This is a genomic window from Bradyrhizobium sp. USDA 326 (assembly GCF_049739485.1).
Classification (GTDB): domain Bacteria; phylum Pseudomonadota; class Alphaproteobacteria; order Rhizobiales; family Xanthobacteraceae; genus Bradyrhizobium.
Window position 1 is genome coordinate 3,999,186 of record NZ_JBMGQA010000001.1, and the last position, 17,115, is coordinate 4,016,300.

General features: G+C 65.2%; 20 protein-coding genes. 7 read left to right on the forward strand and 13 right to left on the reverse strand.

The window, feature by feature from the left end; all coding sequences use genetic code 11:
• Positions 1-62: 62 nt before the first annotated feature.
• Genes pgeF through lgt form a run of 3 tightly spaced genes read right to left on the reverse strand, consistent with a single transcriptional unit; the run spans position 63 to position 2,809 of the window.
• Positions 63-830: a peptidoglycan editing factor PgeF gene (gene pgeF, locus ABIG06_RS18795; protein ID WP_124160391.1), complete on the reverse strand. Its 768-nt coding sequence runs from the start codon at positions 828-830 to the stop codon at positions 63-65.
• Positions 827-1,945 (reverse strand): class I SAM-dependent methyltransferase, encoded by a 1,119-nt coding sequence (locus ABIG06_RS18800; protein WP_124160392.1) that lies wholly within the window; start codon positions 1,943-1,945, stop codon positions 827-829. The genes pgeF and ABIG06_RS18800 overlap by 4 nt, the downstream gene beginning before the upstream one ends.
• Before the next feature lie 18 nt (positions 1,946-1,963).
• Positions 1,964-2,809 (reverse strand): prolipoprotein diacylglyceryl transferase, encoded by an 846-nt coding sequence (gene lgt / locus ABIG06_RS18805; protein WP_124160393.1) that lies wholly within the window; start codon positions 2,807-2,809, stop codon positions 1,964-1,966.
• A 198-nt stretch (positions 2,810-3,007) separates the two neighbouring features.
• On the opposite strand from lgt, the gene ABIG06_RS18810 reads away from it, so the two are divergent.
• From ABIG06_RS18810 to ychF, 4 genes are all read left to right on the forward strand, one after another.
• Complete coding sequence (locus ABIG06_RS18810) at positions 3,008-3,271, forward strand: accessory factor UbiK family protein (RefSeq protein WP_124160394.1); 264 nt, start codon at positions 3,008-3,010, stop codon at positions 3,269-3,271.
• A 265-nt stretch (positions 3,272-3,536) separates the two neighbouring features.
• Complete coding sequence (locus tag ABIG06_RS18815) at positions 3,537-4,253, forward strand: 50S ribosomal protein L25/general stress protein Ctc (protein WP_124160395.1); 717 nt, start codon at positions 3,537-3,539, stop codon at positions 4,251-4,253.
• 58 nt (positions 4,254-4,311) lie between these two features.
• Positions 4,312-4,917, forward strand: a complete 606-nt coding sequence (pth, locus tag ABIG06_RS18820) for an aminoacyl-tRNA hydrolase (RefSeq protein ID WP_124160396.1) — start codon at positions 4,312-4,314, stop codon at positions 4,915-4,917.
• A 124-nt stretch (positions 4,918-5,041) separates the two neighbouring features.
• Positions 5,042-6,139, forward strand: a complete 1,098-nt coding sequence (gene ychF, locus ABIG06_RS18825) for a redox-regulated ATPase YchF (protein ID WP_124160587.1) — start codon at positions 5,042-5,044, stop codon at positions 6,137-6,139.
• Positions 6,140-6,232: 93 nt separating this feature from the next.
• On the opposite strand, the gene ABIG06_RS18830 is transcribed toward ychF, so the two are convergent.
• The gene (locus ABIG06_RS18830; protein WP_018648333.1) at positions 6,233-6,529 is read right to left on the reverse strand and encodes a DUF4282 domain-containing protein; all 297 of its coding nucleotides are present in this window, start codon (positions 6,527-6,529) and stop codon (positions 6,233-6,235) included.
• A gap of 166 nt (positions 6,530-6,695) precedes the next feature.
• On the opposite strand from ABIG06_RS18830, the gene ABIG06_RS18835 reads away from it, so the two are divergent.
• The 3 genes from ABIG06_RS18835 (at position 6,696) to ABIG06_RS18845 (ending at position 8,014) form a co-directional block, all read left to right on the forward strand.
• A complete protein-coding gene (locus ABIG06_RS18835) occupies positions 6,696-7,148 on the forward strand; it encodes a MaoC family dehydratase (protein WP_124160588.1) in 453 nt (150 codons plus the stop codon).
• Positions 7,148-7,627 carry a MaoC family dehydratase gene (locus tag ABIG06_RS18840; protein WP_124160397.1) on the forward strand — a complete coding sequence of 160 codons (480 nt, stop codon included), beginning with the start codon at positions 7,148-7,150 and terminating at the stop codon, positions 7,625-7,627. Before ABIG06_RS18835 ends, ABIG06_RS18840 begins: the two co-directional genes overlap by 1 nt.
• 240 nt (positions 7,628-7,867) lie before the next feature.
• Positions 7,868-8,014, forward strand: a complete 147-nt coding sequence (locus ABIG06_RS18845) for a hypothetical protein (RefSeq protein WP_199751499.1) — start codon at positions 7,868-7,870, stop codon at positions 8,012-8,014.
• A 39-nt stretch (positions 8,015-8,053) separates the two neighbouring features.
• Here the strand turns inward: ABIG06_RS18845 and ABIG06_RS18850 are convergent, their stop codons facing one another.
• The 9 genes from ABIG06_RS18850 to ABIG06_RS18890 all read right to left on the reverse strand — a co-directional run bounded on the left by ABIG06_RS18850 (position 8,054) and on the right by ABIG06_RS18890 (position 17,081).
• Complete coding sequence (locus ABIG06_RS18850) at positions 8,054-8,191, reverse strand: hypothetical protein (protein ID WP_199751500.1); 138 nt, start codon at positions 8,189-8,191, stop codon at positions 8,054-8,056.
• A 140-nt stretch (positions 8,192-8,331) separates the two neighbouring features.
• Entirely contained in the window at positions 8,332-9,273 is a 942-nt protein-coding gene (locus tag ABIG06_RS18855; RefSeq protein ID WP_370134307.1) for an IS110 family transposase, read from the reverse strand.
• A 315-nt stretch (positions 9,274-9,588) separates the two neighbouring features.
• Entirely contained in the window at positions 9,589-10,011 is a 423-nt protein-coding gene (locus ABIG06_RS18860; RefSeq protein ID WP_124160398.1) for a hypothetical protein, read from the reverse strand.
• Between the two features lie 334 nt (positions 10,012-10,345).
• Positions 10,346-11,254: a hypothetical protein gene (locus ABIG06_RS18865; RefSeq protein ID WP_370138106.1), complete on the reverse strand. Its 909-nt coding sequence runs from the start codon at positions 11,252-11,254 to the stop codon at positions 10,346-10,348.
• Between the two features lie 390 nt (positions 11,255-11,644).
• A complete protein-coding gene (locus tag ABIG06_RS18870) occupies positions 11,645-12,085 on the reverse strand; it encodes a nuclear transport factor 2 family protein (protein ID WP_370138107.1) in 441 nt (146 codons plus the stop codon).
• 222 nt (positions 12,086-12,307) lie between these two features.
• On the reverse strand, positions 12,308-12,754 hold the full coding sequence (locus ABIG06_RS18875) for a nuclear transport factor 2 family protein (RefSeq protein WP_124160589.1): 447 nt from the start codon (positions 12,752-12,754) through the stop codon (positions 12,308-12,310).
• A gap of 757 nt (positions 12,755-13,511) precedes the next feature.
• A complete protein-coding gene (uvrB, locus tag ABIG06_RS18880; protein WP_424578364.1) occupies positions 13,512-16,484 on the reverse strand; it encodes an excinuclease ABC subunit UvrB in 2,973 nt (990 codons plus the stop codon).
• Positions 16,485-16,578: 94 nt separating this feature from the next.
• Complete coding sequence (locus ABIG06_RS18885; RefSeq protein ID WP_370138109.1) at positions 16,579-16,806, reverse strand: hypothetical protein; 228 nt, start codon at positions 16,804-16,806, stop codon at positions 16,579-16,581.
• A 56-nt stretch (positions 16,807-16,862) separates the two neighbouring features.
• On the reverse strand, positions 16,863-17,081 hold the full coding sequence (locus ABIG06_RS18890) for a hypothetical protein (protein ID WP_370138110.1): 219 nt from the start codon (positions 17,079-17,081) through the stop codon (positions 16,863-16,865).
• Between the last annotated feature and the right edge of the window lie 34 nt (positions 17,082-17,115).

Sequence of the window (17,115 nt, forward strand, 5' to 3'; positions counted from 1 at the left end):
TGGTGCACAAGGGCGCACCATAGTTCGGCTCTTCGAGGAATGACGGCGTGTTGCCTCTGTGTTCACTCTTCCAGCGCGATGGCATGAACATGCCGGCCGTAGTCCGGCTCCTTGCGATGCACCGAGCGGCGATAGCTGAAGAAGCGTTCGTCGGCATAGGTGTCGAGGCCGAGATCGTCGATCATCAGGATGCCCGCCATTTCCAGCCGCTTGCGGATGAAGCCGGCGAGATCGAACATCGCGTGGCCCTCGCGCACGGACGGGATGAAGAACACCGTGTTCTCGGCGTCCGCCTCGATGAAGCGCGTCACGAACTCGTTGCCGACTTCGTAGCTCTCCTGCCGGATCAGGGGACCGATCGCGGCGATGATGCCGCTGCGCGTGGCGCCGACCTTCTCCATCGCCGAGATCGTCGCTTCCAGCACGCCGGTGAGTGCGCCCTTCCAGCCGGCATGGGCGCCGCCGATCACGCGCGCATTGGGATCGACGAACAGCACCGGCCCGCAATCGGCCGTGGAGACGCCGAGCGCGATGCCCGGCGTCTTCGTCACCAGCGCGTCGCCCTTGGGCCGCGGCCCGTTCGGCCACGGCGCGTCAGCGACGAGCACGTCGGGCGAATGGACCTGGTGCAGGCTGAGGAAACGTTCCGGCGCGACGCCGACATGCTCGGCCATGCGGCGGCGGTTCTCGGCGACGAGGGTTTGATCGTCATTGGAGCCGAGCCCGCCGTTCAGCGCGGAATAGATGCCGCCGGAAACGCCGCCCTCGCGCGTGAAGAAGGCATGGCGCAGGCCGGGCACGGCGGACAGCAGCGACGAGGCAACCGTCATGAGGTCTCTCCAGCCTGTTCGAGATCGCTGAGGCCGGCAAGGCCCGTCAGCCGCGGCTCGGAGATGCCGAGCACCTTGAACATCGAGCCCATGCCGCCGCGCCCGGTATCGGTCAGGCGCTTGAGTGCGACCGAAATGTCGGTGGCGACCTCGGGTGTCGCCTTCTGCATCAAGGCCGCGGCGCGGGTGTCGATGCCGATACGCTTGAGGAAGTCGCCTTGCGTCACCGGGCCGTGCACGCGGGCGCCGACATCCTCGGCCGCGCGCGCCAGTGCCTGGAAGTCGACATGGGCGGTGACGTCGGCCTGGCCCGGGGCTTTCAAGGGATCGGCGAAGGTGTGGCGCGCGATGGCCTGGAAGGTGTCGCCGGCGTCGCTGCGCAGATGGCCGTAGTCGATGATCAGCGCCGCGCCGTCCTGGTCGCGCACGCGCGTGGCGAGCTTCATGATCTCGCCGTCGGGCCGCCACTCGAAGACCGCCCCGATGGGCGCCGCGCGCACCAAGGGCGGCAGCAGCACGTCGAAGCGCGGCGTCGGCTCCGGCGCAGCGCCGAACTGAAGCTTGCCGTTGGGGTCGATCTCGATCACACGCTCGTGCCAGCCGTTCTCGAGCCTGACCATCTGGCGGACCGGCAGCACGTCGAAATATTCGTTGGCGAGGATAATGCTTGGGCCGTCCGGTACGTCGTCGACGCTGTCATGCCAGGCGATGTTGCGCACGTTCGCCAGCGTCGCACTCTGCCGTTCGCGCAGGACCGGGTTGACCTCGACCAGGTGGATGTTGAGCGCCTGGTAAAGCGGCGGCAGCACGCGCAATGCGCGCAGCGCATCCGCCATCATGGTGCCGCGGCCGGGGCCGAGCTCGATCAGCCGCAGCAATTGCGGCGAGCCCATCTGCTTCCAGACCGAGGCGGTCCACAACCCTAAGAGCTCGCCGAACATCTGGCTGACCTCGGGGGCGGTGGTGAAGTCGCCCTCACGCCCGAGCGGATCGCGCGAGATGTAGTAGCCGTGGCGCGGATGCATCAGGCACAATTCCATGTACCGCCAGACCGGCATCGGGCCTGAGGATTTGATCAGCGCCTTGATCTCGTTGAGGAGCGGCGAGTCTGTCACGGCTATCTTCTCGAAAAACTAGCGAATGGCCTGGAGGGGCTTCGGCGCCCCCCGCCTGACAGCCCATACAATAAGTATCGCGCCGACGATAAGCATCGGGATCGACAACAGCATGCCCATGGTTAACCCGCCCCAGAGGAAACCGAGCTGCGCGTCCGGCTCGCGGAAATGTTCGCCGGCGATCCGGCTCAGGCCGTAGATCAGGATGAAGGCGCCGAGGATCATGCCGGGGCGCCTCAAGGCGCCGAAGCGGATCATGATGGCGAGCACGGTGAACAGCAGGATGCCCTCCATGCCCGCTTCATAAAGCTGGCTCGGATGGCGCGGCAGCTGCGTGGGATCGTTGGGGAAGATCATCGCCCAGGGCAGGCTCGGGTCCGTGGCGCGGCCCCACAATTCGCCGTTGATGAAATTGGCGATGCGCCCGAGCAGCAGGCCGACCGGGGCGACGGCGGTGGTGATGTCGCCGAGCGACAGGATCGAGATGCCGTTGCGATAGGCGAACCACATTACCGCGACGACGCAGCCGAGGAAGCCGCCATGGAACGACATGCCGCCCTCCCACAGTCTGAAGATCGCGGCGGGATGATCGACGAAGAAGGGCAGATTGTAGAACAGCACGTAGCCGGTGCGGCCGCCGAGGATGATGCCGAGCGTGACCCACAGGATGAAGTCGTCGATCTGCACCAGCGAGATCGGCGCCGGTCCGCCCCACAGGCGCTCGTTCTTCAGGAGCGAGCGCGCATAGAGCCAGCCGAACACGATGCCGCAGATATAGGCCAGCGCATACCAGCGGATCGCGAAGGGACCGATCTCGATCGCGATCGGCTTGAAGGCAGGAAAGTCGATCAGCAGAAAGGGCATCGCGCCTTCTATGTCTGGACCAGTTTGCGGCGAAGGAGCACCAGCGGACGCCGCATGATTCTTCTTATGCAGGCACGGTGAATACGATTGCAAGGAAACCGATTCATGACAAGGATAGCTGCGATCGGCTCTTGAACCGTTCCCTGCGGATTGCCATTGTCTTTTCGAGAGTTCGCGCAAAGTTTATCGGAGGCCGAAATGACCCAGACCAGCAACCGGTTTTTCGACGAGATCGGCCGCCTGATGAACGACGCCGCCGGTGCCGCCCAGGGCGTCAAGCGCGAGTTCGATACCGTGATGCGCACCCAGGCGGAAAAATTCCTGCGCGACATGGACCTCGTCAAGCGCGAGGAGTTCGAGGCGGTCAAGGACATGGCGCGCCTGGCGCGCGAGGAGAACGAAGCCCTGAAGGCGCGGATCGCGGCGCTGGAGGCGAAGCTGGGCGGCACGCCGACGCCCTGAGACGGGCAATAAGGACGAGGTCTCGCCGACTCCTCATGGCCGGGCCTGACCCGGCCATCCATCCCCTTCGGAAGGTGCGGTTCTGCCTGATGGATGCCCGGGTCACGCCCCGGCATGACAGGGACCCATTCTCCTTGTCATTTCCGCATCTTCCGGGTAAAAGCCCGCCACGTTCGCGGCCCCCGCACCCCTGGAGGCTTGCTGCGGATGATGCATGGGCCGCGTTGCGGCCCATTAACTTTTGCAAAAACAAGGACTTAACGACATGGCGACGACCGTCAAGGAATTGAAGGCGACCGCACGTCCGAAGAGCGGCAAGGGGGCCGCCCGGGCTGAGCGTCGCGCCGGCAGAGTGCCCGGAGTGATCTATGGTGACAACCAGCCCCCGCTGACGATCTCGATTGCAGATCGCGAACTGCGCCAGCGCATCCTCGCGGGCCGGTTCCTGACTACGCTGGTCGACATCGACCTCGACGGCAAGAAGCATCGCGTGATTCCGCGCGATTACCACCTCGATCCGGTCAGGGACTTCCCGATCCATGTCGACTTCATGCGGCTCGGCGAAGGCGCCACTATCCGCATCAGCGTGCCCCTGCACGTGGTGAAGGCGGAAACCTCCCCGGGCGTGAAGCGCGGCGGCACCGTCAACATCGTCGCCCACGCGATCGAGCTCGAATGCGGCGTGGAGAGCATTCCGCAATACATCGAGGCCGATGTCGGTTCGCTCGAGATCGGTCACTCCCTGCATCTGACCGACATCAAGTTGCCGGCCGGCGTGAAGGCGCTGACCCGCGAGGACGCGACCCTCGTCACCATCGTGCCGCCGTCCGGCTACGCCGAAGAGCAGAAGGCTGCTGCCGCGGCTGCGGCTGGTGGTGCGGCTCCGGCCGCGGGCGCTGCTCCGGCGGCGGCTCCGGCTGCGGGCGCTGCTGCTCCGGCTGCGGCTGCCAAGGCTCCCGCCGGCGGCGACAAGAAGAAGTAATCTCTCAAGGCTGGCGCGCGGTCCTTGATCGCGCGCCGAGCGAGGGGCGCGCCGCGTCATGCGACTCTTTGTTGGGCTCGGCAATCCCGGCGCGAAATACGCACGTAACCGGCACAATATCGGCTTCATGGCCGTCGACGAGATCGCGCGGCGTCATGGCTTTGCGCCATGGCGCCGCCGCTTTCAGGGCGAGACCTCGGAAGGCACGCTCGGATCCGAGCGCGTGATCCTGCTCAAGCCCACGACCTACATGAACGAGTCCGGCCGCAGCGTTCAGGAAGCGGCAGGCTTCTTCAAGATCGCCGAGGGCGACGTCACAGTGTTCCATGACGAGCTCGAGCTGCCGCCGGGCAAGGTGCGGGTGAAGATCGGCGGCGGCATCGCCGGCCATAACGGCCTGCGCTCGATCTCGGCGCATATCGGCAACGACTACCGCCGGGTCAGGCTCGGCATCGGTCATCCCGGCGTCAAGGAACTGGTGCACGGCCACGTGCTGTCGGACTTCGCCAAGGCCGACAACGAATGGGTGGCGACGCTCTGCGACGCTGTCGCCGAGCACGCCGCGCTGCTTGCCAAGGGCACGGACGCGACCTTCGCCAACAGGGTGCATCTCGCCATGCAGGCGAAGGGATTTTTGACCAAGGACGACAACGGCAAGGACTAACATCCTGTCATCGCCGGACTTGATCCGGCGATCCATCCTTCGAAGACGATGGATGCGCGGGTCAAGCCCGCGCATGACGAGTTCGGAAGACATTGACGCGCGAAGCGCGGAGGCCAGGACCACCATGGGATTCAAATGCGGGATCGTCGGATTGCCCAATGTCGGCAAGTCGACCTTGTTCAACGCGCTGACCGAGACGGCCGCGGCGCAGGCCGCGAACTATCCGTTCTGCACCATCGAGCCGAATGTCGGCGAGGTCGCCGTGCCCGATCCGCGGCTGGAGAAGCTCGCCGCCATCGCCAAGTCCGGACAGATCATTCCGACGCGGCTGACCTTCGTCGACATCGCGGGCCTCGTGCGCGGCGCCTCCAAGGGCGAAGGCCTCGGCAACCAGTTCCTCGCCAATATCCGCGAGGTCGACGCCATCGCGCATGTGGTGCGCTGCTTCGAGGATTCCGACATCACCCATGTCGAGGGCAAGATCGCCCCGCTCGCCGACATCGAGACCATCGAGACCGAGCTGATGCTCGCCGATCTCGACAGCCTCGAGAAGCGCGTCGACAATCTCGCCAAGAAGGCCAAGGGCAACGACAAGGACGCCAAGGAGCAGCTCGACCTCGTCAACCGCACGCTGGCGCTGCTGCGCGAGGGCAAGCCCGCGCGCCTGGTCGAGCGCAAGGCCGAGGAGGAGCGCGCCTTCGGAATGCTCGGCCTGCTGTCGTCCAAGCCGGTGCTCTATGTCTGCAACGTCGAGGAAGGCTCGGCTGCGACCGGCAATTCGTTCTCGAAGGCCGTGCAGGAGCAGGCCGACAAGGAAGGCGCGGTTGCCGTCGTCATCTCGGCGAAGATCGAATCCGAGATCGCCACGATTTCCCGCGAGGAGCGTGCCGAGTTCCTGGAGACGCTGGGGCTGGAGGAAGCCGGCCTCGACCGCCTGATCCGCGCCGGCTACCGGCTTCTCGATCTCATCACCTATTTCACCGTGGGCCCGAAGGAAGCGCGCGCCTGGACCATCCATCGCGGCACCAAGGCGCCGGCCGCGGCCGGCGTGATCCATACTGACTTCGAAAAAGGCTTCATCCGCGCCGAGACCATCGCGTATGAGGATTACGTCGCGTTCGGCGGCGAGGCCGGCGCGCGCGATGCCGGCAAGCTCCGCCTCGAAGGCAAGGAATACGTCGTCGCCGACGGCGACGTGATGCATTTCAGGTTCAATACGTAGGATCTCTCCTCGTCATTGCGAGCGAAGCGAAGCAGACTGTTTCCGCGGTGGCAGTCTGGATTGCTTCGTCGCTTCGCTCCTCGCAATGACGGGCTAGCGCATCCCGCCGCCCTGGTCCCTTATCGCGCCGAGATGCTCGTTGATGCGGAAAACGATCAGGATCAGCTCCGCGACGATGCGCGAGAACACGATGCCGACCACGACGCTGGCGATCGAGGACAGCAGCACGAGGAAACCGCCGAACGGGCTGATCGCCATCGCAGCTAGGCCGGAGAAGATGCCGGAGAGGCCGAACAGGCAGATCAGCGCGATCACCAGCCAGTAGAAGGTCTTGATGATCGTCGGCGTGATGAAACGGTCCCACTGAAACAGGTCGCTGAATGAAAACATTGCTCTCCCCAGGCAAGTCGGGACGTCAAATCGGGTCTCGGCTCTCGGTGCATCCGACTCAAGGCCGGACCGCCGCGTCGAATGTAGCATGAGCCATGCGGGCCGGCGGGTTGAGATTGCCGCAAAGTGCGGCCACAATCTGTCATTTCCGCCAACCAATCCCAAGATGACCCTGACCTTCGAAGATTTCCCGCCCGGCCGGTTCGGAACGTTCGGCCCGCGTCATGTCACCCGCGACGAGATTTTGGCCTTTGCCGCCGAGTTCGACCCGCAGCCGATGCACCTCGACGAGGAGGCGGCGGCGAAAAGCATGCTGCGCGGCCTGTCCGGCTCGGGCTGGCACCTCTGCTCGCTGATGATGCGGATGATGGCCGATGGCTTCATCACCCGTGCCGCATCACTCGGCTCGCCCGGCGTGGACGAGGTGCGCTGGATGTCGCCACTTCGACCAGGCGACGATCTCATGCTCGACGTCGACGTCCTTGAGGCGCGCACCTCGAAGAGCCGACCGGAGCTCGGCATCGTCAAATTCAAATGCACCGCGCGCAACGCCAAGGGGCAGTCCCTCGCGGAGATGACCTCGCCGATCCTGATCAAGCGGCGCGAGGGAGCGGTCTGATGCGGTTCTTCGAAGACATCGCCATCGGACAGCGCCGCGAGATCGGCAGCTATACGTTCACGGCCGAGGCCATCAAGACATTCGCCGCAAAGTTCGATCCGCAGCGCTTTCACCTCGACGAGGAGGAGGGCAAGAACTCGCTGTTCGGCGGGCTCGCCGCCTCCGGCTGGCATGTCGGCTCGGCTTGCATGAGCCTGCTTGTCGCCGACGGCCAGCGTCTGGCACGGGAGGCGGCGGCGCGCGGCGAGGAGGTCGCGGTGTGGGGCCCGTCGCCGGGCTTTCGTGACCTGCGCTGGATCAGGCCCGTGCTCGCCGGCGACACCGTCGCTTACGTCAATGTCGTCATCGACAAGCGCATGTCGGCCTCGCGCCCCGGCTGGGGCATTCTGACGGCCCGCACCGCCGGCACCAACCAGCGCGGCGAGGAAGTCTATTCCATCACCGCCTCGGCCTTCGTGCCGATGCGCAAGGGCGCGTGATTTAGAATCGATCGAGGCGGTCGCCGTTTCCCTTACCTCTTCCCGTGAGAACGCGGAGAGCGAGGCGAGAAACCAGCCGAGTGTTGCCCTGACGCTATGGACGCGATTCCGGGTGGCTGCCATAAGCCTGCGCAACATGGTTGCCGCGCAGCAGTTCGGCGGAACCAGTGAGTTGCTAACTAATTATGAACCTGTCGCTGCCTATTTGAAACGAACTGGCAGAGACAGGGGACGAGGACCATGGCAGACCGCGGCGCACTCAAACTCGTTGGATTCATCTTCGCGACCGCGACGCTGGCCGTGATGCTGGCCGCTGGTATGGTGGTGAAGGGCTATGCCGATGGCGCCTACACGCTGGAAGCCTCGACCGTGGAAGCGGACCGGTAAGACTTCGTTAACGATCGCGGCCGGCAACCCGGCCGCAGCTCAGCGGCTATAGACGAACGCCAGGACGGCGATCGCAACCGCCAACAGCCCGACGAAGCGCAGCATGATCGTGCCCAGCTGATTCGCCGCAGGCCGTAGCGCGATAGGGTCCGTGTTGTCGGGCCGAATGCTTTCCATGAGATGTCCCCCAGGCCCGGCCGCAAGGCTGCGGGCGCTTGGCATTGGTCGCCGGCGAAGGGCTTGGGGTTCAAAGCTGCCGGCCCGTGTCCCGGACGCGCTGCAGCGCCTTCAGCGCTGCTGCGCGGAGCCGGCAACTGTTATGTTGATGGTGCGATTTTATAGGGTTTTCGGTCGCGCAGCATTGCGTTGAGGATGGTCAGCAGCTTCCTTGCGACAGCAATGAGGGCGAGCTTTGCTGGTTTGCCGGCCAGACGGAGCCGGTCATAGAAGATTTTGAAGTGATCGGCGCGACGAACGGCGTTGAGAGCAGCCATGTAGAGGGCGTCGCGGACGCGCTTTCGTCCGCCGCCGATCTTGCGCTTGCCACGATAAGCCCCGCTATCGACATTGAAGGGAGCCAGGCCGGCAAGAGCGGCCACCTCCTTTGGCCCGAGACGCCCAAGTTCGGGCATCTGGGTGAGGAGTTGCATGCAAGCGACGGGTCCCACGCCGGGCACCGAGCGCATCAACTGTGCATCATTGGCAAGCTCCGGTTCGGCTTTGACGAGCGCATGAATCTCAGTGTCGATTTCGGCGATCTCATCATTGAGGACCTCGATGAGGCGAGCGATGCGTTCCACCATGGCGCGGTCCTCGGCTTCGCTGCGGCGGTTCTTTTCCTGGGCCCTCATGGCAACCAGTTGGTCCCGCCGTTTTGCAAGCCTTGCCAAAGTGTTGCGAGCAGGCGTCGCGGCCTGCTCGGTGGCGGGCTTCATGGCGCGGGCAAAGGCCGCCAGCATCCGCGCATCGATCGGATCGGTCTTGGCGAGCTGGCCGCTGGCGCGGGCAAAGTCGCGGGCACGGGCCGGATTGATCCGGGCAAAGCGGATGCCGGCCCGATGCAGGGCCTCCCGAAGCTCGAGGTCATAGACCCCCGTAGCCTCGAAGACGATCAGCGCATCACATCGCCAACGCGCCACCAGCTGTGTGATGGCCTGTGGCGCGTTGGCGATGCGTTCCGCTACGCCGATGGCCTCATCGAAAATATCAAGGTGATGTTTGGAGATGTCGATCCCGACGCAACGAGAGGATATGATCACGGTGCCTGTCCCTGTGATGCGAGGTCTGTTGACGCAGCCTCGTGCAACTGTTCAGGTTGATAGATGGAACGGGCGGGAGACCGAGCCGGCTCACGGCGTCAAGCGCCAAGGACCCAACGGCTTCCCGCCCACCATCATCATGCCAGACTTCCCAGACACAGGGACCCATTGCGCTGCGCATTCGTCCTGCTCTGGGCCCCGGCTCTGCGACGCGTCACTGCGTGCCGCATCGCGTCCGGGGCACGAGACCGCGAGAATCAAAACCGCCGCGCTCCCGTCCGGGAACGCGGCGGCCAATGATGCTGTTCGCAGTGATCAGCTGTTGCGCAGGCCGTCGGCGGCGCGCTTCCACTGCGCGACGTTGTCGGCGATCATGCGGGTCGACTTCATCGCGGCCTGGCTGAGCTGGGCATAACCGGAGATCTCGCGCTGGACGCGCTGGCCTTCGGCGTGGAGCAGGTCGCGCAGGCTCTCGAGCTCGGAGATCAAGTTCTCGATCTCGGCAAGCGAGGTGCCGGCGACGCGCTGGATCAGCGAGTTGACGTTGTTGACGGTGGCTTCCGCGCTCGGGTCGAGCGGCGGCGCGTCCGTGCTGGTCGCGGCCGGGCGGCGCAGATAGGCGATGTCGTTGCGGACGAAATCGCGGATGCCGGCTTCGACCTCGGTCACGGCGGCGAGGTTGGTGTCGACCGTCTCGGTCTCGGTGGCTTCGATCTTTTCGGGACGGGTGGCGTTCATCGTTGTTCCCCTGTTCGCGTTGAGCGCAGCGCGAGTGTCCCCCGCACGACGACGTCTGTGAGGCTTTCCCATCTGTGCGTCCGAATTTGGCCGCAAATGGGCCGAGATGCGGCAGAGGGGGACGATTCAGGGGTTTTGCCGTGGCGCATGGTTAGGAGAGTGTGAACGCCGTTGCGGCGATGGCCCTGTCCCCGCAGGCGGCAGGGAATCGCATTTGAATTTTGCAGAGGTCGTCATGGCCGGACAAGCCCGGCCATCACGCCGTGGACACAGTCGGTGCCTATAGCCACCCAATGTGCGATAGCCCTGCCGCACGCGGGGAGAGGCGAAGGGCTCACCAGCTCTTCTTGAACCCTGCCGTCAGGCTCTTGTTGATCGCGCCTTGCGAGGTCTCGCCGACCGAGCCGGAGACGGTGACGTTGTCGAACAGCTTCTGTTCGGCGCCGAATCTGCGCAGCCATTTGTCGTCGGTGGTCGACAGCATCTGGCCGGCGGTGATGCTGGTGCCGGTGTCGGTGAGGGTGACCTTGGCGGTCTGGTCGGTCTCGTAATTGCGCGTGACGTGTCCGCCGATGCCGGGGAGGGCGGTGGTGCCCTGCTGGTTGACGCTATAGCCGTTCTGGAGCGTCAGCGAGGTGTCGCCCGACAGCGGCACCGACTTGGTCAGCGATGCCCCGATCTTGCTGTGCTCGGCGCCGGGATCGACCCGGGCTTCCACCGCGGTCTTGTCCCAGATTGAGCCCGCGCCCGGCGCGGTCGCGGTGGCCCAGGCACTGCCGGAGGATTGGGGCAGGCTGCCGCCATTGGTGGCCTTCTGCGCCAGCAGCTCGGACATCGTTCGCGGCTCGCTCGTCACCATCATGTCGGCGCCGATCCGCGTATCCCAGAACGAGAACACGGACTGCTTCACGGTCACGGCCGAGGAGCCGTTTGCATTGGGGTTCGACGACCAGTCCAGGCCGTCCCTGGCCGCGGCCTGGGCGCGCTTCTTGGCGGCCATGGTGTCGATGCCGGTTCCGGCATCGACGGCGAGCTGGCTCCAGTCGAGCTTGTCGATGTCGATGCCCTTGAGCACGTCGGGATCGTTGACGTCGGCGGTCTCTGTCGCCTCGGTCGCCTCGTCGTCAGGCGCAGCCGCCGTGGGCGGAATGATCTGCGCCGCGGCCGTCAGCACCGAGCCCAAAATGAATGCGGCCGCCAACACTGGCAGCCTGGTCCAGCCAAACCCTGTCGAGAATTCCATCGTCCTGCCCGCGAACCCCGGCGCATGCTTTCCGACAATATATATCGGGCCTCCGCAAAGACCATGCGCCATTCCGCGCGCAAAATGTTGCTTCATCGTTGCGGAATTGTGGCGGTTCGCCACGGGACGCGGGCCAACGGGACGCGAACCAACGGGCCGCGCGAACGGCGCGCGCCCGATGACGAGCTTTTGATGCGACGGCATCCGGCGGGGCTGGAGGCCGGGACGTCGCGGTAGCCCTGTCGTCGGTCCCGACAAACGGGGCCCGTTGGCGTCCCCCCTAAAGCGCGATGATCATCATCGCGCTTTAGGTTGTTGTTTGCGCATGATCTTCTCGGAACACCGCTTCGCACTTTGCGCTAACGCGGCCCTTCGGGTCCGGATCATGCGTTAGCCGACGCTGGTCATCTTCGGCAGATGAATGGCGCGGCCGAGTGCCTGCTCGACCAGATCGAAGGTGTCGATCAGCACGCGCATGCTGGCGAGCTTGCCCGCCCTGAACTGGGCGAACTGCGCCACGCGCAAGCTGATCGGCTTGTTGGAATCCAGCGCCGTCAGCGAATAGCGCAGCATCGAGGCGGCGGAATCGATGCCCAGCATGATGCTCTCGCGGTCGAAGCGGCGAACGTGGAAATTGTCGGCGAGTTGGCGGATGACGTCGAGCACGGCCTCCTTGCCTTGGCGCGCACCGAGGAACGGAAACATGTCGATCGGGCCGTAGAGCGCCCACTCGACGTCCTCGTCGATGAGGGCTTCGATGTCCTCGAACTGCCGGTCGTTGATCGCGCGGTGCAACGCGCGCGAGAAACGCCAGAGACTGTGCTCTGTCATTTTGGGACGTCCTGAAGCTGGCTTGCGAAGAAACGGAAAACAACCCCATACACGGTTACGGTGCCGGGGCGCTCAACTCATTTGTATACAAACAACTTAAGGGATTTCGGTCCAAACGCAATTCACGTTTTTGCAATGCATCATTGACCGGATTTTTGTGAGATTTGCAACAGAACCCCGTAATTGCCCGGTCCCGGCGGTTCCAGGCGGGGGGGGGAAGCATCAATCCCTCCGCGCCCTCGTGATCAGCGGCCCGATCTCCCGCTCCAGCACCTGCTGCACCAGGTCGTAGGAATCGATTATCTCCCGGATCTCCGACACCAGCCCGCCGCGGAAGGTGTAGAACACCGCCATGTCGAACTGCACGATGCGGCCGTTGCCGCGCTTCTTGAAATAGGCGTGCATGTAGGTCGCCACCGCCTCGCCCTCGGCCAGGATGTGCGGCGCCTTGTAGCGGATCTCCGAATAGCGCGACCAGACCGTCCGCCAGAGCTCGCGCAGCTCCTGCTTGCCGTGGCGCGGCTCCATGTGCGGCAGCACGTCGATCGGCGCGTGGGTGAGGAAGTCGACGTCGTCGGTGCAGCACGCCAGCGCCGCCTCGATATCGCCCCGCGCGAAAGCCTCGAGCAGATGCACGATGCGTTGGCGATTCAGCTTCTCGACCGTCATCCCGCCCGTCCTCGTCTGGCCCGTGCCGCCGCGCAACGCCAAGGCGCGGTTGCGCGCACCGGCAATCCGCGAGGTCACAGGGACGTTGCAGACGATATGACGCGCGAGCGCCATGCCTGGTTCATGGCATGCAATTGCGGGTTGAATGCGGTATGCAGCAATTCCCGCCCATCCGGTTGCGTGGCGCGCATGGCGCAATGCGCTTGGTGCAGGCGGAGGCGCGTAAGCGCCGTCTCGCAGGACGTGGCGCGCTCAGGCGCCGCCAGGGTCATGTGAGATGGCGCTGCCGCAGGCGGGCAGGGCAATCGCATATCATGTGCAGAATGCAGCGGCATCGGCAGCGGGCTTCCTCCCCCGCTTGCGGGCGAGGGTTGGGGAGAGGGGGCTCCGCGCTGGGATTATTGAGATTAACTGAGGACGTCGCTGTGCGGCGAGAGCCCTCACCCGCCGCGCTCTGCGAGCGCGTCGGCCTCTCCCGCAAGCGGGAGAGGCGGAGCAAGTCTGCAGACGGTCCCCGTGGAATTCATATGCGATAGCCCTGGGCACGCGGGGAGAGGCGAAGTCCGCGGCCGCACCGCTCGACCTGACCCATCTCACATCATCCCCCGGATATCTGCCAGCTCGTGCCGATCGTGCTGCTGCTGTCGGTGACGGCCGTGGTGAGTGTGAGGTGAGGAGAACAAATCTCTCCTCGTCATTCCGGGGCGCTGCGAAGCAGCGAGCCCGGAATCCATAACGACCACTCGCGCGGTTGCGCCTACCTCTTCTTCCACCCACCCCGTCGCCCCGGCGCGCCACCCGTCGATTTCGGCGCTGGCCCAAACTCCGGTCCGGACTGCCGCGAGTCCGTCGGCTGGATGATCCTGCTCGTGCTGCCGAACGGCTTTGACGGCAGTGCGCGGCTCTCGCGATACGGCAACGACTCCGGGCCGTGCATCTCGTCGAGATGCGGCTTGTGCACGCGAGAGCCTTTGCCGCCGCCGGCCTTGAGCGCAGTTGCGACGCTCTTGTTCTTCATCGCGCTGACCGGCAAATTCGCCGCGTCGCCGTATTTCTTCGCGCCGGCATAGGCGCCGGCCTTGCCCTGCACGGTGCGCTGCTTGGCGGTGGGGTCGTCGACGACGGCGAGCTCGGTGGCGCGCAGACGCTTGACCTCGTCGCGCAGGCGCGCGGCCTCCTCGAAGTTCAGGTCGGCCGCAGCCTCGCGCATGCGGGTTTCGAGATCGGCGAGCACGGCTTCGAAATTGTGGCCGATCGAGATGACGTCGTCGGTCATGTCGTGACCGCCGACCTCGACCAGCACGTGGTCGCGCTCGTAGACCGAGTTGAGGATGTCGCCGATCTGCTTCTTCACGCTCTCCGGCGTGATGCCGTTGGCGGTGTTGTACTCGACCTGCTTCTCGCGGCGGCGGTTGGTCTCGGCGATGGCGCGCTCCATCGAGCCGGTCATCTGGTCGGCATAGAGGATCACCTTGCCGTCGACGTTGCGCGCGGCGCGGCCGATGGTCTGGATCAGCGAGGTCTCGCTGCGGAGAAAACCTTCCTTGTCGGCATCGAGGATCGCGACCAGCGCGCATTCGGGAATGTCGAGGCCTTCGCGCAAGAGGTTGATGCCGACCAGCGCGTCGAACGCACCTAAGCGAAGATCTCTGATGATCTCGATGCGCTCGATGGTGTCGATGTCCGAGTGCATATAGCGCACGCGAATGCCCTGCTCGTGCAGATATTCGGTGAGGTCCTCCGCCATGCGCTTGGTCAGCACCGTGATCAGCGAGCGATAGCCGGCCTGCGCGGTGGCGCGCACCTCGCCGACGAGATCGTCGACCTGCGTACGGGCAGGACGAATGTCGACGGGCGGATCGATCAGCCCGGTCGGGCGAATGACCTGCTCGACGAACACGCCGCCGCTCTCGTTCAGCTCCCAGCTGCCGGGCGTGGCGGAAACGGCGACGGTCTGCGGCCGCATCATGTCCCACTCCTCGAAGCGAAGCGGGCGGTTGTCCATGCAGGAGGGCAGGCGGAAGCCGTATTCCGCCAGCGTCGCCTTGCGGCGGAAGTCGCCGCGGAACATGGCGCCGATCTGCGGAATGGTGACGTGGCTCTCGTCGGCGAAGATCAGCGCGTTATCGGGGACGTATTCGAACAGCGTCGGCGGCGGCTCGCCGGGGCGGCGTCCCGTGAGATAGCGCGAATAGTTCTCGATGCCGGCGCAGCTTCCGGTCGCCTCCATCATCTCGAGGTCGAAGGTGGTGCGCTGCTCCAGCCGCTGCGCCTCCAGCAGGCGGCCCTGATCGTGCAGCTGGTCGAGCCGCTGCTTCAGCTCCGACTTGATCGACTTGATCGCCTGCACCAGCGTCGGGCGCGGCGTCACATAGTGCGAGTTGGCGTACATCTTGATGAATTCGAGCTCGTCCTGCTTGTGGCCGGTGAGCGGGTCGAACTCCTCGATGGTCTCGATGGTGTCGCCGAACAGGTTCACGCGCCAGGCGCGGTCTTCATAGTGCGCCGGGAAGATGTCGATGACGTCGCCGCGGACACGGAAGGTGCCGCGGGTGAAATCGGCCTGGGTGCGCTTGTATTGCAGCGCGACGAGGTCGGCGATCAGCTGGCGCTGGTCGATACGCTCGCCCTTCTTCAGCGCGAAGGTCATCGCGGTGTAGGTCTCGACCGAACCGATACCGTAGATACAGGACACCGAGGCGACGATGATGACGTCGTCGCGTTCCAGCAGCGCGCGCGTCGCCGAGTGGCGCATGCGGTCGATCTGCTCGTTGATCGAGGAATCCTTCTCGATATAGGTGTCGGTACGGGGGACGTAGGCCTCCGGCTGGTAATAGTCGTAGTACGAGACGAAATACTCGACCGCGTTGTCGGGGAAGAAGTTCTTGAACTCGCCATAGAGCTGCGCGGCGAGCGTCTTGTTCGGCGCCAGGATCAGGGCCGGGCGCTGCGTCGCCTCGATCACCTTGGCCATGGTGTAGGTCTTGCCCGAGCCGGTGACGCCGAGCAGCACCTGGCTGCGGTCGTTGCGATTGATGCCCTCGACCAGCTCGGCGATCGCGGTCGGCTGGTCGCCCTTGGGCTCGTAGGACGACTTGATCTCGAAACGCACACCGCCTTCGGACTTCTCCGGGCGCGGCGGCCGGTGCGGCGTCCACACCTGCATGGAGCCGTCGCCCTTGCGAAACTCCGGCCGGCCCTCGCGGATCAGCGACTCCAGCGCATCCGCGGTCGCCTTGACGCCGAGCGCCTCCATCTTGCTGCGCGGCGGGCGCGCCAATGCCTCGGCATCGTCCTCCTCGGTGGGAAGGCCGAGCTGCCGGGCCAGTTCCGGATCGAGCGTCGGGATCGTGGCCGCGGTTCCGTAATTGGCCTGCGGCGCTTCCTCCAGTCCAGCAAGCTCACTGGATTGACGGGCGCCCGGCGGCTGCGGATTGGGCCGCAGCGGCATCCGCCGCGCAGCATCCTGCGGAAACTCCTTCGGCGTCGAGGCCCGCGCGCGGTGCGCGGCGGCCTCGCCCCCGGCGCGGCGGTCGCGCGAATTGTCCGGCGGCGGCTGCAAGCCAGTCCCCGATCCAAGGCCGGCATCGCCGCGATTGATCGCGGGATTGAGCAGCTCGGCCAGCGCCGGCCCGATCGGCTGTACATCGGGGCGATGTGCCTTCGAGTTCGGGGCCTTGGTCTTGGGGGATTTGCCGGATTTTTCGGAGGATGCAGGTTTCTTCGCCATGGGGCGAATATGGGACGAGTCCGCGCCACGATAAAGGGTGAATGCCCGTCGCGATGCGCGCTGCTGACAGCAGGTTGGCAGCAGGCCGGGACCTTCACGCCGCCGGCAGCGGCCCCTCGTCGTTCCCGGGCGCCCGATACGGTTCGAGGATGTCGAGATGGATGCCGCCGCAATCGGTGCAGCGCATGGTCCAGTACTCGCATCCGGCGCGGCCGCCGATCACGCGGAGCACCGCGAGATCGCCGTCGCATTCCGGGCAGTTGGACAACACCGCGCGGTCGTAGATCCGCGGCCGCGCTGTGTCGGTTTCGATGATGGACATGATCGGTGTTCCCCCCAGCGCCGCCCTGTCTCTGGTCCGCCTGCGGACCCGTTCGCCTATTCGCCCTCGGCCCGCCGGCGGAAGCGATCGATGTGGTGCTTGGCATCGGCAATCGCGGCATCGCGATCGGGCCAGGCGAAGCCGACTTCCATGGCAGGAAACAGCACGCCGTCGATGGCCACCGGGCTGAAATCGGCCCGGCGGATCCGCGCGTGCCACAGCCCCTTGCCAGCTTCGAAGGATTCGATGTCAAAGCCGTCGTAAAGGGTCGTCATGAGTGTAGGTCCCACTTTTCTTCTCGGAGGGTCA

Coding starts and splice junctions, on each gene's coding strand:
- ABIG06_RS18835 (WP_124160588.1), top strand. CDS start 6,696: ATGACCCTGACCTTCGAAGATTTCCCGCCCGGCCGGTTCGGAACGTTC.
- ABIG06_RS18865 (WP_370138106.1), bottom strand. CDS start 11,254: ATGGAATTCTCGACAGGGTTTGGCTGGACCAGGCTGCCAGTGTTGGCG.
- lgt (WP_124160393.1), bottom strand. CDS start 2,809: ATGCCCTTTCTGCTGATCGACTTTCCTGCCTTCAAGCCGATCGCGATC.
- ABIG06_RS18860 (WP_124160398.1), bottom strand. CDS start 10,011: ATGAACGCCACCCGTCCCGAAAAGATCGAAGCCACCGAGACCGAGACG.
- ABIG06_RS18850 (WP_199751500.1), bottom strand. CDS start 8,191: ATGGAAAGCATTCGGCCCGACAACACGGACCCTATCGCGCTACGGCCT.
- ABIG06_RS18845 (WP_199751499.1), top strand. CDS start 7,868: ATGGCAGACCGCGGCGCACTCAAACTCGTTGGATTCATCTTCGCGACC.
- ABIG06_RS18890 (WP_370138110.1), bottom strand. CDS start 17,081: ATGACGACCCTTTACGACGGCTTTGACATCGAATCCTTCGAAGCTGGC.
- ABIG06_RS18830 (WP_018648333.1), bottom strand. CDS start 6,529: ATGTTTTCATTCAGCGACCTGTTTCAGTGGGACCGTTTCATCACGCCG.
- ychF (WP_124160587.1), top strand. CDS start 5,042: ATGGGATTCAAATGCGGGATCGTCGGATTGCCCAATGTCGGCAAGTCG.
- uvrB (WP_424578364.1), bottom strand. CDS start 16,484: ATGGCGAAGAAACCTGCATCCTCCGAAAAATCCGGCAAATCCCCCAAG.
- ABIG06_RS18875 (WP_124160589.1), bottom strand. CDS start 12,754: ATGACGGTCGAGAAGCTGAATCGCCAACGCATCGTGCATCTGCTCGAG.
- ABIG06_RS18815 (WP_124160395.1), top strand. CDS start 3,537: ATGGCGACGACCGTCAAGGAATTGAAGGCGACCGCACGTCCGAAGAGC.
- ABIG06_RS18885 (WP_370138109.1), bottom strand. CDS start 16,806: ATGTCCATCATCGAAACCGACACAGCGCGGCCGCGGATCTACGACCGC.
- ABIG06_RS18810 (WP_124160394.1), top strand. CDS start 3,008: ATGACCCAGACCAGCAACCGGTTTTTCGACGAGATCGGCCGCCTGATG.
- ABIG06_RS18870 (WP_370138107.1), bottom strand. CDS start 12,085: ATGACAGAGCACAGTCTCTGGCGTTTCTCGCGCGCGTTGCACCGCGCG.
- pth (WP_124160396.1), top strand. CDS start 4,312: ATGCGACTCTTTGTTGGGCTCGGCAATCCCGGCGCGAAATACGCACGT.
- ABIG06_RS18840 (WP_124160397.1), top strand. CDS start 7,148: ATGCGGTTCTTCGAAGACATCGCCATCGGACAGCGCCGCGAGATCGGC.
- pgeF (WP_124160391.1), bottom strand. CDS start 830: ATGACGGTTGCCTCGTCGCTGCTGTCCGCCGTGCCCGGCCTGCGCCAT.